Source organism: Nocardia sp. NPDC047654 (assembly GCF_043205035.1).
Lineage (GTDB): Bacteria > Actinomycetota > Actinomycetes > Mycobacteriales > Mycobacteriaceae > Nocardia.
The window spans coordinates 1410886-1429283 of the sequence record NZ_JBIDDF010000001.1 but is presented as its reverse complement, the minus strand read 5'-3'; the positions used below and the strand labels follow the sequence as shown (position 1 = coordinate 1429283).

Below are 18398 nucleotides of genomic sequence, written 5' to 3'. Positions count from 1 at the left end.
TGTCCGCTGTCAGGGCCGGGCCTCAGCTCGGCCCCTCCAGGATCGTCACCGCCGACACCGCGGTCGGCCCGCCGAGGTTGTGCGCCAGGCCGATTCGCGCGCCGTCCACCTGGTTGACGGCGGTGCCGCGCAATTGCTCGAAAAGCTCCACGCACTGCGCGACGCCGGTCGCGCCGGGCGGGTGACCCTTCGTCTTCAGTCCGCCACTGGGATTGACCGGCAGGACGCCGCCGACCGTCGTCGCTCCGGCCTCCACCAGCTTGTGCGCCTCGAACCGCTCGGCGAAACCGAGGTCCTCGTAGCTGATCAGCTCGATGCCGGTGAAGAAATCGTGCACCTCGGCGACGTCGATGTCGGCCGGGGCGAGCCCGGCCATCGCGAACGCCGCGCGCGCCGCCCGCACCGTCGCGGGGAAGGTGGTCATGTCCCGCTTGTGCTGGTGCATCACCGAGTCCAGGCCGAGGCCGACGCCACGGATCCACACCGGGCTGTCGGTGTAGCGGTCCACGACATCCTCGGCGGCGAGCAGCAGAGCCGCGGCGCCGTCGCTCTGCGGCACGCAGTCGTACACGCCGAATGGATCGGCCACGATCGGCGCGGTCAGCGCCTGCTCCAGCGTGATCTCGAACCGCAGGCGCGCCTTGGGGTTGCGCGCGCCGTGCCGATGGTTCTTCACCGCGACCATCGCCAAGTGCTCCCGGGTCGCGGAGGACTCGTAGAGGTACCGGTTGACGTGCAACGCGAAACCCGCAGGCGCGAACAGGCCGAGCTGGTAGTCCCAGGCGTTGTCCCTGGTCAAGTTCTCCCACTCGCGCAGCAGGTCCTTCTCCGCCGTCTCGCGCAGCTTGTCGGCGCCGATCACGAGCGCGACGTCGACCGCGCCGGAGGAAATGGCGAACAGCGCGTTGCGGACCGCGTCGTGACCGGTGGCGCAGGAGTTGTCGATGTGCGTCACGGGCAGGTCCGGCAGGTCCAGCGCATCGGCCAGCACACCTGCGGGGAAGCCGCCGGTGGTGCCTATGGCGCCGAACCAGGCGGCCTGCAGATCCGTCGTGCGCAGGCCCTTGTCGACCGAGGCGGCGCAGTCGGCGAACGCCATGAGCAGCAGGTCTTGGATGCCGAGCGCGAAATGTTCGGCGAAGGGCGTCATCCCCGCGCCGACGATGGCCACCTTCCTCATACCGCCTCCGGTTCCGGTTCGAACGCGTATCCGTAATCCGGCACGCCGGAGCGCACCGCCACCCGCCGCAGGACCATGCGCCCGCGATCACCGATGGTCACCGTGCCCGGGTCGGCTCCGGTGACCTTGGCCAGCGCCCGGACGCCGACGTCGTCGAGTTCCACGATCACCAGCGAGTACGGGCTCTCGAGCCCGGGCACCGGGATCCGCACCGTCGTCTCGGCGTAGACGCTGCCGGTCCGCGGCAGCGGCACCAGGGTGTAGCCGGTACTGAGACTGCCGTCCCGGCCCACCCGGTAGCGGGGCGGGAAGTCCAGCTCCGCGCTGTCACCGTGCCTGCCCGCCTCCCAGCGGACCTTGGCCTCGAACGCGCGCTCGTAGGCGGCCAGCGATATCGGCAGGTCCGCGCCGGGCAGGGCGACGACCTCCGGAAGCGCCCGCGCGGGCGGTTCGTTGCGCCGCACCCGGGCAGCGCCTGGCACCACCATCACCCCGCTCAGGTTGGCCTGCTCCACGCCGACCAGCAAGCCGGCTCCGCCCCGGTCGGCCATCGCGGCGAGCGCGAACAGCCCGGCGCTGGCGCCCAGCGTCGGCAATCGCGGCGGTGCGGCCAGGCACAGCGCCGCCGCCTGCTTGTGATCGACGCCCGCCACCACCACCGGCGTGTCCAGCCACGCCGCCGAAAGCGAAGCGACCAGACCCCTTTCGTGCAGCAGCCGGGGATCACCGTAGTCGTGCACCGCGCCGAGGGCGTTGCGGGTACGCACCGGCAGGCTGCGCGTGACGCGCGCCGCGGTGCGCACCTGCATGCCTTCGCGGTCGGACACCCAGGCCGCCACCGCGCCCGCCGGTTCCAGGTCGACACCGATGACCAGGGTGCGCGGGCGCGCCGAACTCGAGGCGTCCAGCGCCGCCGGGGCGCCGCCGAGCCGCTCGATGACCTCCAATTCGGGATCCAATCCCAGACCGGCCAGCAGGACGGCGGCGTTGCTGCTCTCCACCAGCGGCAGATCGCGGCTGACCAGCACGACGCGTTCCACCGGCTCACCGGAACCGACGGCGGATCGCCCGGCCTCCACCGCCAGGGTGACGGCGTCCTCGTCGTCGCCCGCGATCCGGCTGCGCTGGCTACCCCAGCAGGGCAGATACGTGCCCAGCGATGCGATGTACGGCATCGGTCCCTCTTTCCCGCGCCTAGGCCACCGCGCCGGCGGCCTTGAGCGCGATGATGCGATCCCAATCCAGGCCGAGTTCGAGCAGGATCTCCTCGGTCTGGGCGGCGAATTCGGGCCCGGGCCGCAGTTCCGGCGCGCCGACGTCGAACTGCACCGGACTGGACACCAGTTCCAACTCCCCTGCCGGAAGCAGATATTCGTTCGCCCTGATCTGCGCGTCCTGCGTCACCTGCCACGAGTCCTGCACCGGAGCCCATGGTCCGGCCAGGGTGGCGAAGCGCTCGCTCCACTCGGCCAGCGTGCGTTGCTCGATCACCTCGCGCAGGATCTGCACCGCCTCGGCGGTGTGCGCCGCGATCTGCGCCGCGTCGGCGAAGCGCGGGTCATCGGCCAGTTCCGGGCGGTCGATATGCCTGCAGACGTCCGCCCAGAACTTGGCCGGTTGCAGCATGACGAACGACAGATAGCGATCGTCGGCGGTGGCGTAGAGCCCCGACAGCGGATTGGTCGGCGCGCCGTGGGCGCCGGGCACCGGCGCCACCAGCGGTTTGTCCTGGCTGGCCGACAACGCGACGGTGTGCCCCATCGCCCACAGTCCGCTGCCGAGCAGCGAGACGTCGACCACCGAAGGTTGCCCGGTCCGTTCGCGTTTCAGCAGGGCGGCGGCGATCCCGCCGGCGAGATTGGTACCGGAGATGGTGTCGCCGAACGCCGGGCCCGGCGGTTGGATCATGCCCTCCGAGCCCGGCGGGGTGATGGTGGCGGCGATACCGCCACGGCACCAGAACGCGGTCATGTCGTAGCCGCCGCGGCCGGATTCGACGCCGCGCGGGCCCAGCGCGCTACCCCGCGCGTAGACGATATCCGGGTTCACCGCGCGGATGTCCTCCACGTCGATGCCGAACTTGGTGCGCGCCTGCGGCAGGAAGCTGGTCAGGAACACGTCCGCCCGCCGGGCCAGGTCGTAGATCACCTCCCGGCCCTCGGCCACCGACATGTCCACCCCGATGCTGCGCTTGCCCCGGTTGGCATGCTCCACATTGGGATTGGGGTCGCCCTCGATCTTGAACACCCCCACCTGCCGCAGTCCGCGCTGCGGGTCACCGGTGACGGCGTGCTCGACCTTCACGACATCGGCCCCCCAGTCGGAGAGCACCGCGCCCGCCGACGGGACGAAACCGTACATCGCGACCTCGAGCACCCGGATGCCCTCCAGCGGCTTGCTCACCGCGTCACCTCGCTCGGGCTCGCTCACGCGACCACCTCCGCGAGGGTCTTGCGCTCCAGGAACTCCTCCAGGCCGACGCGACCCATCTCACGGCCGATGCCGGACTGCTTGTATCCGCCGAAGGGCGCGTCGGGATGAAAGTAGTTGCCGCCGTTGATGCTCAGCGTGCCGGTGCGGACACGCCGCGCCACCGCCTTCGCCCGTTCGGCGTCGGCGCCGAACACCGCGCCGGACAGGCCGTAGATGGAGTTGTTCGCGATCCGTATCGCGTCCTGGTCGTCGGTGTAGGGGATGAGGGTCAGCACCGGGCCGAACACCTCCTCCTGCGCGATCTCGCTGTCCGGGTCGACATTCGCCAGCAGGGTGGGCTTGTAGAAGTAGCCCGGATTCAGTTTCTCGCCGCCGGTCACGAGCGTGGCGCCGCCCTCCACCGCCCGCTGCACCATGCCGTGCACCTTGTCCCGCTGGCGTTCGCTGATCAACGGGCCCATATAGGTTTTGGGGTCACCGGGGTCGCCCCAGGTGACGTGGGCGAAATTGGCCGCGATCAGCTCGGCGACCTTGTCGTGGTGCTGGCGCGGCACCAGCACGCGCGTGGTCAGCGCGCAGCCCTGCCCGGCATGGGTGACCACACTGAACGCCGCGAACAGTGCGGCTTTGGTGTAGTCGGCATCGTCGAGCAGGATCATCGCCGATTTGCCGCCCAACTCCAGGAACACCTTCTTCAAGGTGCCGCTGGCGGCGGCCATGATCTGGCGCCCCACCGGCGTGGACCCGGTGAAGGTGACCACGTCGACGTCCGGGTGGGTGGTCATCCGCTTGCCGACCTCGATATCGGAGGAGGCCAGGACGTTCACCACGCCGGGCGGGATGTCGGTGTGCCGGGCGATGATCTCGCCCAGCGCCAAGGTGGCCAGCGGAGTATCGGGCGCGCCCTTGAGCACCACGGTGCATCCGGCGGCGAGGGAGGGCGCGAGCTTGGCCAGCGCCAGCTGATGCGGGTAGTTGTAGGCGGCGATGGCGGCCACCACGCCCGCGGCTTCCAGCTCGACCCAGCGCCGGTGCTGCTGACCGCGGATCTCGACCACGCCGAGATCCTCGCTCCAGGCGTAGTCCGCCAGGAGTCCGGCGTAGTAGCGCACGATCTCGAACGGGACCTCGAGCTGGTTGCCGCGGGTCAGCGCGCGCGTCGCGCCGACTTCGGCGATGGTCAGTTCCCGCAGCTCCTCCACGTTGTCGCGCAACGCCTGGTACAGCTGGTTCAGACAGTGCGCCCGGAACTCGTGATTCGTCGCCCAGTCGGTGGTGTCGAAGGCCCGCCGCGCCGCCGCGACGGCCGCGTCCGCCTCGGCCACACCGGCTTCCGGCGCGTAGCCGTACACCGCGCCGGTCGCGGGATCGAGCGACGCGAGCGTGCGCCCGGTCTCGACCAGCTGCCCGTCGATCAGCAGCCGCCGCGCCACCGCTATCGCCTGTTCCTGCGTTGACATCCTGTCTCCTCGCCGGATGTGGAAATTAGATTCTCGATATTGGAGAATTTAACACTCGCGAAAGCGGAATGCAGCAACATTCACCCCAAAGCCGCGCAGGCTCGAAATCCCACCTCCAACCCGAGGGGGAGGCGAGCACCGGCTGCGGCGCGACGCTTGCGTCCGAGAACTGAACGAGAGTACGGTTCTCGCAATCGGAAGGGAGATTCTTGTGGTGGTTACGACAACACGGATCCCGGCCTCGACGCGGCCGCGCGCACGCCGGTCGCCGATCGGCGCGATCACCGGAGAGGGGTCGCACGCGTGAAGACGGCCGTGGTCACCGGAGGGGCGTCCGGCATCGGGCTGGGCATCGCACAGCGGTTGCGCAGCACCGGATTCCACGTCGCGTCCCTCGACCTCCATCCACCCGCCGACGACGACTTCGCCTACCGGGCCGACGTCACCGAACCGGAGCAGATCGCCGACGCGCTGACCGCCATCCGGGCGAAGCTGGGCCCGGTCACCGTGTTGGTGAACGCCGCGGGCATCGACGGCTTCAAGCGCTTCCAGAACATCTCGTTCGCCGAATGGCAGCGGGTGATCGACGTCAATCTCAACGGCGTCTTCCACTGCGTCCAAGCGGTGCTGCCGGACATGCTGGCGGCCGGGTGGGGGCGCATCGTCAACATCTCCTCCTCGAGCACGCACTCGGGCCAGCCGTTCATGACGCACTACGTCTCGGCCAAGTCGGCGGTCAACGGCCTGACCAAAGCGCTGGCGCTGGAGCTGGGCCCGTCCGGCATCACCGTGAACGCGGTGCCGCCGGGGTTCATCGACACCCCGATGCTGCGCAAGAACGAGGAGGCGCGCCGGCTCGGCGGCTCCGTCGAGGACCACATCCAGCGGACCCCCGTCCGCCGGGTCGGCACACCCGAGGACATCGCCGCCGCCTGCGCGTTCCTCATCTCCGATGAGGCCGGCTACATCACCGGCCAGATCATCGGCGTCAACGGCGGACGCAATACCTGAGACCCGTTGCAGCAGGCGCGATGGGTCAGCACGACAAGCAAGAACGAAAGGATCGCCGTGGGACGCGTTGAGGGCAAGGTCGCCTTCGTCACCGGAGCCGCTCGTGGCCAAGGCCGCAGCCATGCGGTACGGCTGGCGCAAGAAGGTGCCGACATCATCGCCGTGGATATCTGCCGCGACATCGACACGATCGGGTACGCGCTGTCGCGCCAGGAGGATCTGGACGAGACGGCGCGGCTGGTCGAGAAGACCGGCCGCCGCATCGTCGCCGAACCAGCCGACGTGCGCGAGGCCGGACAGCTGCGCGCCGTGCTGGAACGCGGTATCGCCGAATTCGGCCGGCTGGACATCGTCATCGCCCAGGCGGGCATCGCGGGCATGAAGGGCACGCCGCAGTGGCAGGCATGGTCCGACGTGATCGACACCAACCTGGTCGGCGTCATCAATACCATCCAGGTCGCGCTGCCCCACCTGGGCGCGGGCGGGTCGATCATCGCCACCGGCTCGGTGGCCGCGCTGATGGACGTATCCAAAGTGGACCAGCCGGGCAAGGATCCCGGCGGGATCGCCTACGTGGTCGCCAAACGCGGCCTCGCGCAGTATGTCCACGCGCTCGCATTGCACATCGCGCCGCAGAACATCCGCGCCAACGTCATCCACCCCACCAACTGCAACACCCCGATGCTGCAGAGTGAACCGATGTACCGGTCCTTCCGCCCCGACCTGGAGCATCCCACCCGCGCGGACGCCGAGCCCGCCTTCCATGTGCAGCAGGCCATGCCGACCCCCTACGTCGAGCCAGAGGACATCAGCGACGCGGTGCTGTTCCTGGCCTCCGAGGAGGCGCGCTACATCACCGGCACGCAGTTGCGGGTCGACGCGGGCGGCTACCTGAAGTGGTACGACTACCACGTCTGAGAGGAAGAAACACCGTGAAGGTCCGAGTCGATCAGCAGCGCTGCCAAGGGCACACGCTGTGCGCGATGATCGCCCCGCAATCGTTCGAACTCAGTGAGATCGACGGCCACTCCTCCCCGATCGGCGAATCGGTTCCCGCGAACCAGCTCGATCAGGTCCGCGAGGCGGTGCATTCCTGCCCCGAACGCGCGATCTCGATCGCCGAGTAGGGGCCTGCGCCATGACCGAGGAGAACGTCACCGATACCGAACGCAAGCAACCCCGGTTCCATTTCGACCGCTACGCTCCCGAATACCGGGAGAACTTCCAAGCGATCACCGAGGCGATGCAGAGCGAGTGCCCGCTCGCTTGGACCGACACCTACGACGGTCACTGGGTGGCTGCGGGCAACAGGGAGGTGTTCGAACTCGCGCGCTGCCCGCACATATCCAACGATCACGACCCGCAGGGCGTTCGCAAGGGCTACCGGGGAATCTCCATCCCGCCCGCGCCGCGCGCACGCGGCATCCGCGGCGGCATCCTGGAGATGGACGAACCCGAGCACCGGGAACTGCGTTCGGCGCTCAACCCGTACCTCTCCCCGGCCGCGGTCCAACGTTGGGTGCCGTTCGTGGACGAGGTGGTGCGCGCGGCCATCGACGAGAAGATCGAGAGCGGCCGAATCGATTTCGTCGACGACCTGGCGAATGTCGTTCCCGCGGTGCTGACCCTCGGCATGCTGGGCGTTCCCTTGCGGAAGTGGACCATCTACAACGAACCGGTGCACGCCGCGGTCTACACCCCGCCGGACTCGCCGGATTACCCACGCGTCGCGGAGATGCACCGCACGATGGGACTGGACCTGCTCACCAATCTCGCCGAGATCCGGGAGAATCCCCGGCCCGGGCTGATCCACGCGGTCGCCTCGGCGCAGGTCAACGGGGGTCCGCTGCCGGACATGGAGATCCTGGGCATGCTCAGCCTGCTCATCGGCGGCGGTTTCGACACCACCACCGCGCTCACCGCGCACGCTCTGGAATGGTTGTCGCAGAATCCGGGTGACCGCGAAACCCTCAGCAGGGAAAGGGATCTGCTGCTCGACTCGGCCACCGAGGAGTTCCTGCGCTACTACACCCCGGCTCCCGGCGACGCGCGCACCGTCGCGGAGGACTGCGAGGTGGCGGGAGCCTCCTTCCGAGAAGGCGATCGCCTCTGGTTGTCGTGGGCTATGGCCAACCGCGACCCTGCGGTGTTCGAGAATCCGGAGAGGCTGATCCTGGACCGGAAAGGCAACCGGCACTACAGCTTCGGTCTCGGTATCCACCGCTGCATCGGCTCCAATGTCGCCCGCACGGTGTTCAAGCGGATGCTGGTGGCCGTGCTGGACCGGATGCCGGACTTCCGGTGCATCCCGGAGGAGACGGTGCACTACGACACGATCGCGGTGATCCAGGGCATGCGGCACCTGCCCACCGAGTTCACCCCGGGCCCCCGGCTCGGTCCCGGGCTCGACGAGACCCTGGCGAAGCTGCAGCGCGTCTGTGACGAGCAACGGCTCGCCGAGCCGGTGACCGTCCGCAGAGGCGCGGCACAGGTCTGACCGGAACCGGACCGACCCCGCCGCGTGTGCCCGACCGGACACACGCGGCTACCGGCTGCGACGACTACGAGGAGGCGCTGTGGCAGACACGGAGCAGACCCCCGCGACGACCGAGCCGTCGGGACGGCCACTGCCGCTGCTCGGCCTGGACACCGAGTTCTTCTGGACCTCGGGCGCCGACGGCACGCTGCGCATCCAGGAGTGCCGATCCTGCGCGGCGTTGATCCACCCGCCGCAGCCGGTGTGCCGGTACTGCCGCGGACACGATCTCGACGTGCGGGAAGTCTCCGGTGCGGCCACCCTGGCGAGCTTCACGGTGAACCACCGCTTCGCCGTGCCCGGCCTGCGGCCGCCGTACGTGGTGGCGCAGGTGGCGCTGGTGGAGGATCCGCGCGTCCGGTTGACCACCAACATCGTCGACGCCGATCCGGACGACCTGGCCCTCGGCATGCGGGTGGAGGTGGTCTTCCAGCAGGACGCCGACGTGTGGCTGCCGCTGTTCCGGCCCGCCGCCGAGCAATCCGGGCCCGCGCCGCTGCCGGTGGACGAGATCGAGCCGGAGCGTTTCGCCGAACACGTGCGGCCGATGCTGCGGCGGGAGAAGTTCGAGGAGAAGGTCGCGCTCACCGGGATCGGGATGTCCCGGATCGGGCGCAGGCTCATGGTGCCGCCGCTGGCGCTGACGATCGAGGCGTGCGAACGCGCGGTCGCCGACGCGGGCCTGACGCTCGACGACATCGACGGCCTGGCGTCCTATCCGGGCGGCGGGAATCTCGGCGGCTTCGGCGAGGGCGGGGTCACCGCTCTGGAAGCCGCGCTCGGCCTGCGCCCGAGCTGGCACAACGGCGGTGTCGAGACCTTCGGGCCGGGCGGGTCGGTGATCGCGGCGATGACGGCGGTGGCCGCCGGGCTGGCCCGGCACGTGCTGTGCTTCCGCACCGTGTGGGAGTCGACCTTCAACGAGTTGACCAAGGCGGGCCGGATCCCGCCGTCCGGCGGCCGCACCACGAGCTGGCTGACGCCGTTCGGCGCGATCTCCGCCGCGCACACGCTGGCCCAGAACGCCCAGCGTCACTTCCACCGCTACGGCACCACCCGCGAGACGCTGGGGTGGATCGCGCTCAACCAGCGCGCCAACGCCGAACTCGAGCCGACGGCGGTCTACCGCGACCCGATGACCATGGACGACTACCTCTCCGCGCGGCCGATCACCTCCCCGTTCGGGCTCTACGACTGCGACGTGCCCTGCGACGGCGCGGTGGCGGTGATCGTCTCGGCGCTCGACGCCGCACGCGATCTGCCCGGCCCGCCGGTGCTGGTGGAGGCGGTCGGCACCCAGATCGTCGAGCGCGTCGAGTGGGACCAGAGCACGCTCACCCACGAACCCCAGGTGCTCGGCCCGGCCGCGCACCTGTGGACGCGCACCACCCTGCGTCCCGAGGACGTGGACGTCGCCGAACTCTACGACGGATTCAGCTTCAACTGCCTGTCCTGGATCGAGGCGCTCGGTTTCTGCGGGATCGGCGAGGGCAAGGACTTCCTCGACGGGGGCAAGAACATCGCCCGCGACGGCATGATCCCGGTCAACACGCACGGCGGCCAGCTCTCCCACGGCCGCACGCACGGCATGGGCCTCCTGCACGAGGCGGTCGTGCAGCTGCGCGGCGCGGGCGGGCAGCGGCAGGTGGCGGGCGCCCGGGTCGCGGTCGTCTCCAGCGGCGGCCTGACGCCCGGCGGCGCGATGCTGCTGCGCTCCGAGTCCTGATCGTGATGGGCACGCCATGACACTCACCGAATCCGACCTCGGCCGCCTCGGCGACACCGCACCGCTGCCCGTGGTCGCCGACGTCGACGGCATCCCGGTGTCGGGGTTGCTGGCCGAGGCGCCCGCGCCCCGCGCCGTAGTGGTCGCTCTGCACGGTGGCGCCACCACCTCGGCGTACTTCGACTGCCCCGGGCATCCCGAGCTTTCCCTCCTGCGGCTCGGCCGGCGGCTGGGTTACACCGTGCTGGCGCTGGACCGGCCCGGATACGGCGCCTCGGGTCCGTTCGCCGACGAACTCCTCCCGCCGCAGCGCCGCGTCGATCTGATGTTCGGGGCCGTCGAAGCGCAGCTCGCCGACCGTCCGCGCGGTGCGGGCGTCTTCCTGCTGGCGCACTCGGCGGGATGCGAACTGGTCCTGCGCATGGCCGGTGACGAACGCGGCCGCGAGCTGCTCGGCCTCGAGTTGGCAGGCACCGGCCGCACACACCATCCCGAAGCCCAGAAGGTGCTGTGGAGTCCGCGTCCGGAAGGCACCCGGCCCGCGGGACTCGGCGCACTGCTGTGGCGACCGCGGCGGTTGTATCCCCCCGACCTGGTGGGCGGAGCCTCGATCGCCGTCCCCGGCCCGCGGCTGGAGGCCACCATCGTCACCAACTGGGCCGATCGGGATTTCCCGCGCTCGGCCGGGCAGGTGCGGGTCCCGGTGCGATTCACCGCGGGCGATCACGAAACGGTGTGGCGCAACGACATCGAGGAACTGACCGCCATCGCGGCGCTGTTCGGCGCGGCGCCGCGGGTGGTGCTCAATCAGCAACCCAGCACCGGGCACAACACCAGCCTGGGCTACACGGCGGCGGCATACCACCTCGGGGCGCTCGCCTTCGCCGAAGAGTGCGTCGTCGCGGCCCGCACCGGCGAATTCACCGGTCCCGCAATCCAATTGGACGGACGCGCGCACGCGCGGCCAGAAAGGTGAGGCCATGGAGGTCACCGATGTCGCGCTGCTGCTGTTGCGGCTGGTGGTGGGAGTCACCATGATCGCGCACGGCGTCAATCACTGGATCGGCGGCGGCCGGATCGCCGGGACGGCGCGGTGGTTCAGCGGGCTGGGGCTGCGCAACGGCGTCCTGCAGGCCTGGCTGAGCGTGGTCACCGAGATCGGCGCCGGCGCACTGCTCGTGCTCGGACTGCTCACGCCGTTCGCCGCCGCGGCGATCATCTCGGTCATGCTCGTCGCCGGACTGCTGGCGCACCGCGCCAACGGATTCTTCGTCTTCAAGGAAGGCTACGAGTACGTCCTGGTGCTGGCCGTGGTCGCGCTGGCGCTGGGCCTGCTCGGGCCGGGATGGCTGTCGCTGGACCACGCGGCGGGCGTCGAGGTCACCGGCTGGGCCGGTGGCGGCATCGCGCTGGGTGTGGCGGTGCCGGCGACGGCGGGACTGCTGACCGCCTTCTACCGGCCCGCTCCCGCGCCGGGGATCGTCACCGAGGAGGTGCGCTGATGCGTGTGGGGTTCATCGGACTGGGCAGTCAGGGCGCGCCGATGGCGCGCCGCATCATCGAAGGCGGCTACCCGACCACCTTGTGGGCGCGCCGCCCCGCCTCGCTGGAGCCGTTCGCGGGCACGGCGGCCGTGACGGCCGAATCCCCCGCCGCATTGGCCGCGCGCAGCGATCTGGTCTGTCTGTGCGTGGTCGGCGACGCCGACGTTCGCGACGTGGTCACCGGACACGACGGCGTCCTGGCAGGCCTCACGCCGGGGTCGATCATCGCCGTGCACTCCACCGTGCACCCGGACACCTGCCGAGAGCTGGCCGCACTCGCTGCGCCGCACCGGGTCACGGTGATCGACGCGCCGGTCAGCGGCGGTGGGCCCGCCGCGGCGGAGGGCAGGCTGCTGGTCATGGCAGGCGGCGCCACCGAGGCCGTCGAGCGCAGCCGCCCGGTGTTCGAGACCTACGCGAACCCGATCGTCCACCTGGGCGAGCTGGGCTCCGGCCAGGCCACCAAGCTGCTGAACAACCTGTTGTTCACCGCCAATCTCGCCACCGCAGCCAGCACGCTCGCGCTCGGCCGGGAGCTCGGCATCAGCCCGGAGAGGCTGGGCGAAGTGATCACACACGGCACCGCGAACAGTTTCGCGCTGGGCCGCATCGTCTCGGCGGGTGGCACGCTGGATCGGCTGGCCGCACATGCCGGCGACCTGCTCCGCAAGGACGTCGGCTTGGTCGCCGGTTTGGCCGACGCGGCGGGAGTGGCTCCGGGAATCGTGCTCGGCGCTGCCGACGCCACCCTCGCGCTGATGAACCGGCAGCGCTGACGTGCGGATCGGTTTCGTGGGAGCCGGGCGGATGGGCCGCCCGACGATCGGGCGGCTGGTGTCGGCCGGGCACACCGTGCGGGCGGTCGGGCGATCCGCCGAATCGCGCGCGGCCCTCGCCGAGATCGGGGCCGAGCCGGTCGCGACCGTCGCCGAGACCGCCGACGCCGCGGAGGCCGTGGTGGTGTGCGTATTCACCGACGACCAGGTCCGCGAGGTATGCCTCGGCGGCAGCCTGCTGCGTGAGCTGCCGCGTGCGGCCGTGCTGATCGTGCATACGACCGGTAGTCCGGCGACGGTGACCGAAATCGCGGCGGCGGCCCCGACTGTCGAGGTGGTGGACGCACCGGTGAGCGGTGGACCGCACGACATCGCGACCGGTGAGCTCACCGTCTTTCTCGGCGGTACCGACGAGGCGGTGCGCCGTGCACGGCCCGTGGTGGCGGCTTACGCCGACCCGGTCCTGCACGTCGGGCCGCTCGGCGCGGGGCAGCGGGTGAAGCTGGTGAACAACGCGCTGTTCGCGGCGCAGATCGGACTGGTCGCCGCCGCGGTCCGGCTCGGCGACCAACTCGGTGTGGACGAGGCCACCCTGCTCGCCGCCCTACCGCACGCCAGCAGCGGTGGCCGCGCCGTCAGCAGCGTCGCGGGGAAGGGCGCGGTCGAAGTATTCCGCGCCTCGGTGGGCGAGTTCCTCCGCAAGGATGTGGCAGTGGCTCGCGCGCTCGTCGCCGAATTGGGTGGTGCACTGGGGATATTGGACGCCGCCATCGACGCGGGCATACCCGCGACCGACCGCGACTGATCAGCGAGCCGAACCCGCCGCGCGATCTGGGCCGAGAAGGCCGGTGTGGCGGAATACGTCCTGCCGAACAAGCTGATTTCCGGCGGACGAGTTGTCTCAGCCGCTGCGCGGGACCCGCGCCGACATTTCAGGGTGCGGGACCCACGCGTGCGCGACACGCTCACTCGATGACGATCGCCTGTTCGGGACAGGACTGCACCGCTTCGTGCACCTGCGCCTCGAGGTGCGCGGGTACGTCGGCGACGGTGGCTTCGGCGTAGCCGTCGTCGGTCAACGAGAACACCTCCGGGCACAGGCCGAGACACACGCCGTGCCCCCGGCAACGATCCTCGTCGACGGTGACCTTCATCGGGCCACGCCCTGCGCGACGTCGAACTCCAGATGCAGCGAGGTCAGCCCGCGCAGGATGAACGTCGGCAGATAGCGGTAGTCGCGCGCGCCCTCGGGGCCGTGCACGCTCTCGTCGATCCGGAAGCCGGTGGTGCGCTCGAGCAGCCGTTCGATGGCGACCCGCGCTTCGGCACGCGCCAGCGGCGCACCGGGGCAGGTGTGCACTCCGCGCCCGAAAGCCAAGTGCGAGCGGGCATTGGAGCGTTCCGCCGCGAAGGTGGTGGGGTCGTCGAATCGGCGCGGGTCCCGGTTCGCGGCGCCGTTGACCACCATCAGGACCGTGCCCGCGGGCACGTCGGTCCCGCCGACCGTCGTGGACACCTTGGCCAGCCGGAAATCGCCCTTGACCGGGCTCTCCATCCGGAGGCACTCCTCGATGAAGTTCTGGATGCGGCTACGGTCCTCGCGCAGGTACTGCTGGATGTCGGAGCGCTCGGCCAGTATCTTCAGCGCCGAACTGAGCAGCCGGACGGTGGTCTCCTGTCCCGCCGAGAAGAGGTTCGCCGCCACCCGGACCACATCGAGCACCTCGGGCTCGCGCCCGTCCGGGAACGTCGCGGTGGCCATGCTGGTCAGCACGTCGTCGCGCGGGTTGGTCCTGCGGTCCGCGACGTAGTCGGAGAACTTGGCGTAGAGGAATTCGATGGGGTTGTGCGACATGTTCTCCCCCGCGGTGCTGCCGACGCTGGAGCCCTCGCGGTGCGGATCGCGTTGCAGCGCCTGCAGGAACGCCTCCTGATCGTCCTCGGGGACACCCAGCAGGTCGGCGATCACGTAGAGGGTGAAGGGGCCCGCGAATTCGCGCATGCAGTCCCCCTTGCCCTTGGCCAGGTACTGATCGAGCATCCGGTCGGCGATCGCCCACATCGCCTGCTCGTTCTCCTTCAGGCGTTTCGGGGTGATCAACCGCATCAGCAAGGCGCGGTGATCGGTGTGCACCGGCGGGTCGAGGGTCGGCAGCTGGTCGCTCATCGGCAGCGTGTCGCGATGCTCGGCGATGAGGGCGTCGACGTCGGTCGCCCCCTCCAGCGGTACCGGGAATCCGGGGAACGGACCGGTGACCGAGATGCAGGAGGAGAACCGTTCGACGTCGTTGTAGACCTCGAGCGCCTCCTCGTAACCGGTCACCATCATCACGTCGTGGTGCTTCTCGCGCGTCACCGGGCACTGCTCGCGCAGCGCGTCGAAGTACGGATACGGATCGGCGACCAGCTCCTGCCCGAGGAAGAAGTCCAGATCCTGGAAGTTTTTCACCACTCGACGATCCCTTCGACGCCCGGCCGGCATCGCCAACGGCGCATTTGCCGGTCGACTTCCGTGATTGAGAATAAGCCTCTCATCTGTGAGTATGAGATTTCCATACCCAGCGCTGCGCGTCAACCGAAGGACCGGAACCATGAGCCTCGAACCCACCGCCGATCAGCGGTTTTTCCAGTCGACAACCCGTGATTTCCTCGCGGGCACCGTCCCGGTGGGTACCGTGCGAGCGCTCGGCGCGTCCGGAACCGGATTCGACCGGACCTGGTGGCGGCGCGGCGCGGAACTGGGATGGACGGCCATGCTGGTGCCCGAAGAATTCGGCGGCGGAACGGTTTCCGGGCGGCCGATGACCGAACTCGCTTTGGTGGCCGAAGAACTGGGCCGCGCCTGCGCGCCCGGGCCGTTCGTCACGACCAACGCGGTCCTGGCCGGGCTCACCTCGGACGCGAGTCGTTTCGCCGAGGCCCTCACCGCCATCGCCGCAGGCGAGACGATCGCCACGTGGGCGTTCTACGAACCGGGCCGAGGCTTCGACGCGCTCTCCCCCGGCTCCGGCGCCACCGGCCGGGCCGCGCGCACCAGGGCCGAACCGGACGGCCACGGTTACCGGCTCAACGGTGTGAAAGACCGCGTGGAGTCGGCCGACCAGGCGGACCTGTTCCTGGTAACCGCCGAGAGCGCCGACGGCCCGGTTCAGCTGCTGGTGCCCGCAGACACCCCGGGTGTGGGCGTCACACCGGCGTGGACCCTGGATCTCGTCCGCCGCACGGCGCGTGTCACGTTCGAGGACGTCGCGGTGCCCGCCGACGCCGTGCAGGTGGGCGCAGGCGCCGCCGACGCGATCCGAGCACAGGCGCGCACGGCGGCCGCGCTCACCGCGGCCGAGATGGTCGGGGCCACCGACACCGCGCTGGCCGCGACGTTGACCTGGTTGTTCGACCGCTACACCTTCGGCAGGCAACTGGCCTCCTACCAGGCGCTCAAGCACCGGATGGCCGACAACAAGACGTGGCTGGAAGCGTGCCGAGCCACCGCGACCGCCGCCGCGGCGGCCTGGGACGACGACCCGGCGAGCGCGGAGGAGGCGATCAGCATCGCGAAGTCGTACGTGGGAGCCAAGGCCCCCGTGATCGCCCAGGACTGTGTGCAACTGCACGGCGGCATCGGCGTCACCTGGGAACACGACCTGCACCTGTATCTGCGCCGCATCACCCTGGGCCGCACCCTCTACGGCACTCCCGAAGAGCACCGGCGCCACATCACCGATCTGCTCGACACGGCAGCCGCGTGAACCGAATCGAACTCGCTTGGAAGGCACCGACGCTATGACCACGGATCTGGAGCCCGTCGAAGACTTCCGCGCACGTGCGCGGACCTGGTTGCGCGACAACCTGCCCCCGGCTTCCGCCGCGGAATACAAATCCGACACCGAGGAGGCGTGGGACCGCGCCCGGCAACTGCAACGGATTCTCCACGACGGCGGCTTCGCCGGGATCCGCTTCCCCGCGGAGTACGGCGGACTCGGCCTCACCACCGCCCACCAGCGGGCGTTCACCGAGGAATCGCTTCCCTACGAGATGCCGCTGCTGCTGAACGTGCCGACGCTGGCCATCTGCGCGGCGAGCCTGCTCGATCTCGGCACCGAGGAGCAGAAGCGCGCGCACCTGCCCGCCGTGCTGCGCGGCGAGGAGATCCTGGCGCAGTTCCTGTCCGAGCCGCGCGGCGGATCGGATCTGGCCGGGCTCACCACCCGCGCGGAGCGCGACGGCGATCGCTGGATTCTCAACGGATCCAAGATCTGGAGCTCCGGCGCCTACGCCGCCGACTACGGCCTTTGCCTGGCTCGAACCAACTGGGATGTCACCAAGCACCGCGGGCTCACCATGTTCCTGGTGCCGGTGCACGCCCAAGGCGTGACGGTCCAGCGGATCAAACAGGTGACCGGCTCGACCGAGTTCTGCCAGGAGTTCTTCGACGACGTCGCGCTGCCCGAGGAGGCGGTGCTCGGCCAGGTGGACGGCGGCTGGGACGCCGCGTCCCGGCTGCTCTACCACGAGCGGGCCGCACTGGGCGGCACCTCGCCGTACACCAGCGGCGCCCGCCCGCATCTGGGCGGCGAGGCCGACCGGTTGCTCGAGCTCGCCCGCGCCACCGGCCAGTGGAACGACCCGCGGACCAGGGAGGACATCGGCGAGGCGCGGGCCATGAACGTGGTACGCGACCAGCTCATCGCGCACATCTCGCGGGCGATCGCCGGCGGCGAGCTGCCACCCTCCGCCGGCGCCATCACCCGGCTGTTCACCGCCGAGAATGCCTGGCTGCAGACGGATCTCGCGGTGCGCATCGCCGGGCCCACCGCGGCCACCCACAGCCCCGGGGACGCGGCCGACACGACCGACGTCGGCCTCGACTACCTGTTCCGCTCGGCGTGGAGCCTGGCGGGCGGCAGCACCGAGATGGCGCGCAACGTCATCAGCGAGCGCGTGCTCGGCATGCCCCGCGAGTTCGCCGCCGATCGCGACGTCCCGTTCAACCAGGTCAAGCACGGCCGATGACCCGCGCGAAGCGATACCCGCGGGGTGCGACGGCGACGATCACCCCGACGGCGGAGCCTTCCCGATCCCGGGGAGGCTGGTGCGATCACGCACCACGACGAATGCCGCGCGACGACGACTAGGGACGGATCGACTCCGGCCCCGGCGAGGTCAAGGCGCGCAGGCAGAAGGCCGTGATGCGCTCGACGTCGCCGGCAGCCGGTTCACTGCGCTGCCGCAACCGCTCGGCCAGCGTGCCGATGGTGGCGTGGGCGATCAGCGCCGCGTCCGAATCCGGTGCGGCGCTGCCCAACTGCGCGAGCGTGTCGCGCAACAGGACGGCCAGCGCGGCGTCCACCATGCCCGGGCCCGCCGCCGGCGCCGGTCCGGGCCCCGCCGCGTTCCAGAGGACGGCGAGCGTCGCGGCCGCGGTCTGCCCTTCGGCCTGCGCCAGGATCGCCGCGACCCAGCGCCGGACGCGCGCTCGTGGGTCGGCTTCCTTGCCCATCTGGTGCGCCACGTAGCGGGTCAGCCGCTCCGCTCCGTCTTCCAGCAGGGCGGCCACCAGCGCGTCCTTGGACGGGAAATGCCGATAGAACGCGTCGTTGGACAACCCCGCCGCGGCGACGATGTCGGCGACCCGCGGACGGCCCGTGGTTCCGGCCGCGCTGATCACCGCCGGCGCCGCGTCCAGTAGCTTACGGATCTCCACGGCGTAGTCGGCGCCGCGTTTGGCCAACGTC

At 70.3% G+C, this 18398-nt stretch carries 18 protein-coding genes; 11 read left to right on the top strand and 7 right to left on the bottom strand.

Features of this window, described 5'->3' with window-relative positions; all coding sequences use genetic code 11:
- Positions 1 to 22: 22 nt before the first annotated feature.
- The 4 genes from ACGF7Y_RS06730 to ACGF7Y_RS06715 are packed head-to-tail and all read right to left on the bottom strand — an operon-like array spanning position 23 to position 5073.
- Positions 23 to 1180 (bottom strand): beta-ketoacyl synthase N-terminal-like domain-containing protein, encoded by a 1158-nt coding sequence (locus ACGF7Y_RS06730; RefSeq protein ID WP_393230029.1) that lies wholly within the window; start codon positions 1178 to 1180, stop codon positions 23 to 25.
- The gene (locus tag ACGF7Y_RS06725) at positions 1177 to 2355 is read right to left on the bottom strand and encodes an OB-fold domain-containing protein (protein ID WP_393230026.1); all 1179 of its coding nucleotides are present in this window, start codon (positions 2353 to 2355) and stop codon (positions 1177 to 1179) included. The genes ACGF7Y_RS06730 and ACGF7Y_RS06725 overlap by 4 nt, the downstream gene beginning before the upstream one ends.
- A 19-nt stretch (positions 2356 to 2374) precedes the next feature.
- Positions 2375 to 3583 carry a CaiB/BaiF CoA transferase family protein gene (locus tag ACGF7Y_RS06720; protein ID WP_393231005.1) on the bottom strand — a complete coding sequence of 403 codons (1209 nt, stop codon included), beginning with the start codon at positions 3581 to 3583 and terminating at the stop codon, positions 2375 to 2377.
- A 23-nt stretch (positions 3584 to 3606) separates the two neighbouring features.
- The gene (locus ACGF7Y_RS06715; protein ID WP_393230023.1) at positions 3607 to 5073 is read right to left on the bottom strand and encodes an aldehyde dehydrogenase family protein; all 1467 of its coding nucleotides are present in this window, start codon (positions 5071 to 5073) and stop codon (positions 3607 to 3609) included.
- A gap of 303 nt (positions 5074 to 5376) precedes the next feature.
- Here ACGF7Y_RS06715 and ACGF7Y_RS06710 point away from each other — a divergent pair, with 303 nt between their 5' ends.
- The 9 genes from ACGF7Y_RS06710 (at position 5377) to ACGF7Y_RS06670 (ending at position 13471) form a co-directional block, all read left to right on the top strand.
- Positions 5377 to 6084 (top strand): SDR family NAD(P)-dependent oxidoreductase, encoded by a 708-nt coding sequence (locus tag ACGF7Y_RS06710; RefSeq protein WP_393230020.1) that lies wholly within the window; start codon positions 5377 to 5379, stop codon positions 6082 to 6084.
- Positions 6085 to 6141: 57 nt separating this feature from the next.
- Positions 6142 to 7002 carry a mycofactocin-coupled SDR family oxidoreductase gene (locus tag ACGF7Y_RS06705; protein WP_393230017.1) on the top strand — a complete coding sequence of 287 codons (861 nt, stop codon included), beginning with the start codon at positions 6142 to 6144 and terminating at the stop codon, positions 7000 to 7002.
- Positions 7003 to 7016: 14 nt separating this feature from the next.
- On the top strand, positions 7017 to 7211 hold the full coding sequence (locus tag ACGF7Y_RS06700) for a ferredoxin (RefSeq protein ID WP_393230014.1): 195 nt from the start codon (positions 7017 to 7019) through the stop codon (positions 7209 to 7211).
- A gap of 11 nt (positions 7212 to 7222) precedes the next feature.
- Positions 7223 to 8581 (top strand): cytochrome P450, encoded by a 1359-nt coding sequence (locus ACGF7Y_RS06695; protein ID WP_393230011.1) that lies wholly within the window; start codon positions 7223 to 7225, stop codon positions 8579 to 8581.
- A gap of 79 nt (positions 8582 to 8660) precedes the next feature.
- Entirely contained in the window at positions 8661 to 10346 is a 1686-nt protein-coding gene (locus tag ACGF7Y_RS06690) for an OB-fold domain-containing protein (RefSeq protein WP_393230009.1), read from the top strand.
- A gap of 16 nt (positions 10347 to 10362) precedes the next feature.
- Complete coding sequence (locus tag ACGF7Y_RS06685) at positions 10363 to 11322, top strand: alpha/beta fold hydrolase (protein ID WP_393230006.1); 960 nt, start codon at positions 10363 to 10365, stop codon at positions 11320 to 11322.
- Between the two features lie 4 nt (positions 11323 to 11326).
- Positions 11327 to 11848: a DoxX family protein gene (locus ACGF7Y_RS06680; RefSeq protein WP_393230004.1), complete on the top strand. Its 522-nt coding sequence runs from the start codon at positions 11327 to 11329 to the stop codon at positions 11846 to 11848.
- Entirely contained in the window at positions 11848 to 12666 is an 819-nt protein-coding gene (locus ACGF7Y_RS06675; protein ID WP_393230001.1) for an NAD(P)-dependent oxidoreductase, read from the top strand. Before ACGF7Y_RS06680 ends, ACGF7Y_RS06675 begins: the two co-directional genes overlap by 1 nt.
- A gap of 1 nt (position 12667) precedes the next feature.
- The gene (locus ACGF7Y_RS06670) at positions 12668 to 13471 is read left to right on the top strand and encodes an NAD(P)-dependent oxidoreductase (RefSeq protein ID WP_393229999.1); all 804 of its coding nucleotides are present in this window, start codon (positions 12668 to 12670) and stop codon (positions 13469 to 13471) included.
- A gap of 160 nt (positions 13472 to 13631) precedes the next feature.
- Here ACGF7Y_RS06670 and ACGF7Y_RS06665 read toward each other — a convergent pair whose 3' ends face one another.
- Positions 13632 to 13820, bottom strand: a complete 189-nt coding sequence (locus ACGF7Y_RS06665; protein WP_062967646.1) for a ferredoxin — start codon at positions 13818 to 13820, stop codon at positions 13632 to 13634.
- Positions 13817 to 15118: a cytochrome P450 gene (locus ACGF7Y_RS06660; protein ID WP_393229996.1), complete on the bottom strand. Its 1302-nt coding sequence runs from the start codon at positions 15116 to 15118 to the stop codon at positions 13817 to 13819. Before ACGF7Y_RS06660 ends, ACGF7Y_RS06665 begins: the two co-directional genes overlap by 4 nt.
- Positions 15119 to 15257: 139 nt before the next feature.
- Between ACGF7Y_RS06660 and ACGF7Y_RS06655 the strand changes: the two genes are divergently transcribed.
- Both ACGF7Y_RS06655 and ACGF7Y_RS06650 read left to right on the top strand, forming a co-directional pair.
- A complete protein-coding gene (locus ACGF7Y_RS06655; RefSeq protein WP_393229993.1) occupies positions 15258 to 16412 on the top strand; it encodes an acyl-CoA dehydrogenase family protein in 1155 nt (384 codons plus the stop codon).
- A 34-nt stretch (positions 16413 to 16446) separates the two neighbouring features.
- Positions 16447 to 17676 (top strand): acyl-CoA dehydrogenase family protein, encoded by a 1230-nt coding sequence (locus ACGF7Y_RS06650; RefSeq protein ID WP_393229990.1) that lies wholly within the window; start codon positions 16447 to 16449, stop codon positions 17674 to 17676.
- Between the two features lie 118 nt (positions 17677 to 17794).
- Here the strand turns inward: ACGF7Y_RS06650 and ACGF7Y_RS06645 are convergent, their stop codons facing one another.
- Positions 17795 to 18394 carry a TetR/AcrR family transcriptional regulator gene (locus ACGF7Y_RS06645; RefSeq protein ID WP_393229989.1) on the bottom strand — a complete coding sequence of 200 codons (600 nt, stop codon included), beginning with the start codon at positions 18392 to 18394 and terminating at the stop codon, positions 17795 to 17797.
- Positions 18395 to 18398 lie beyond the last annotated feature (4 nt).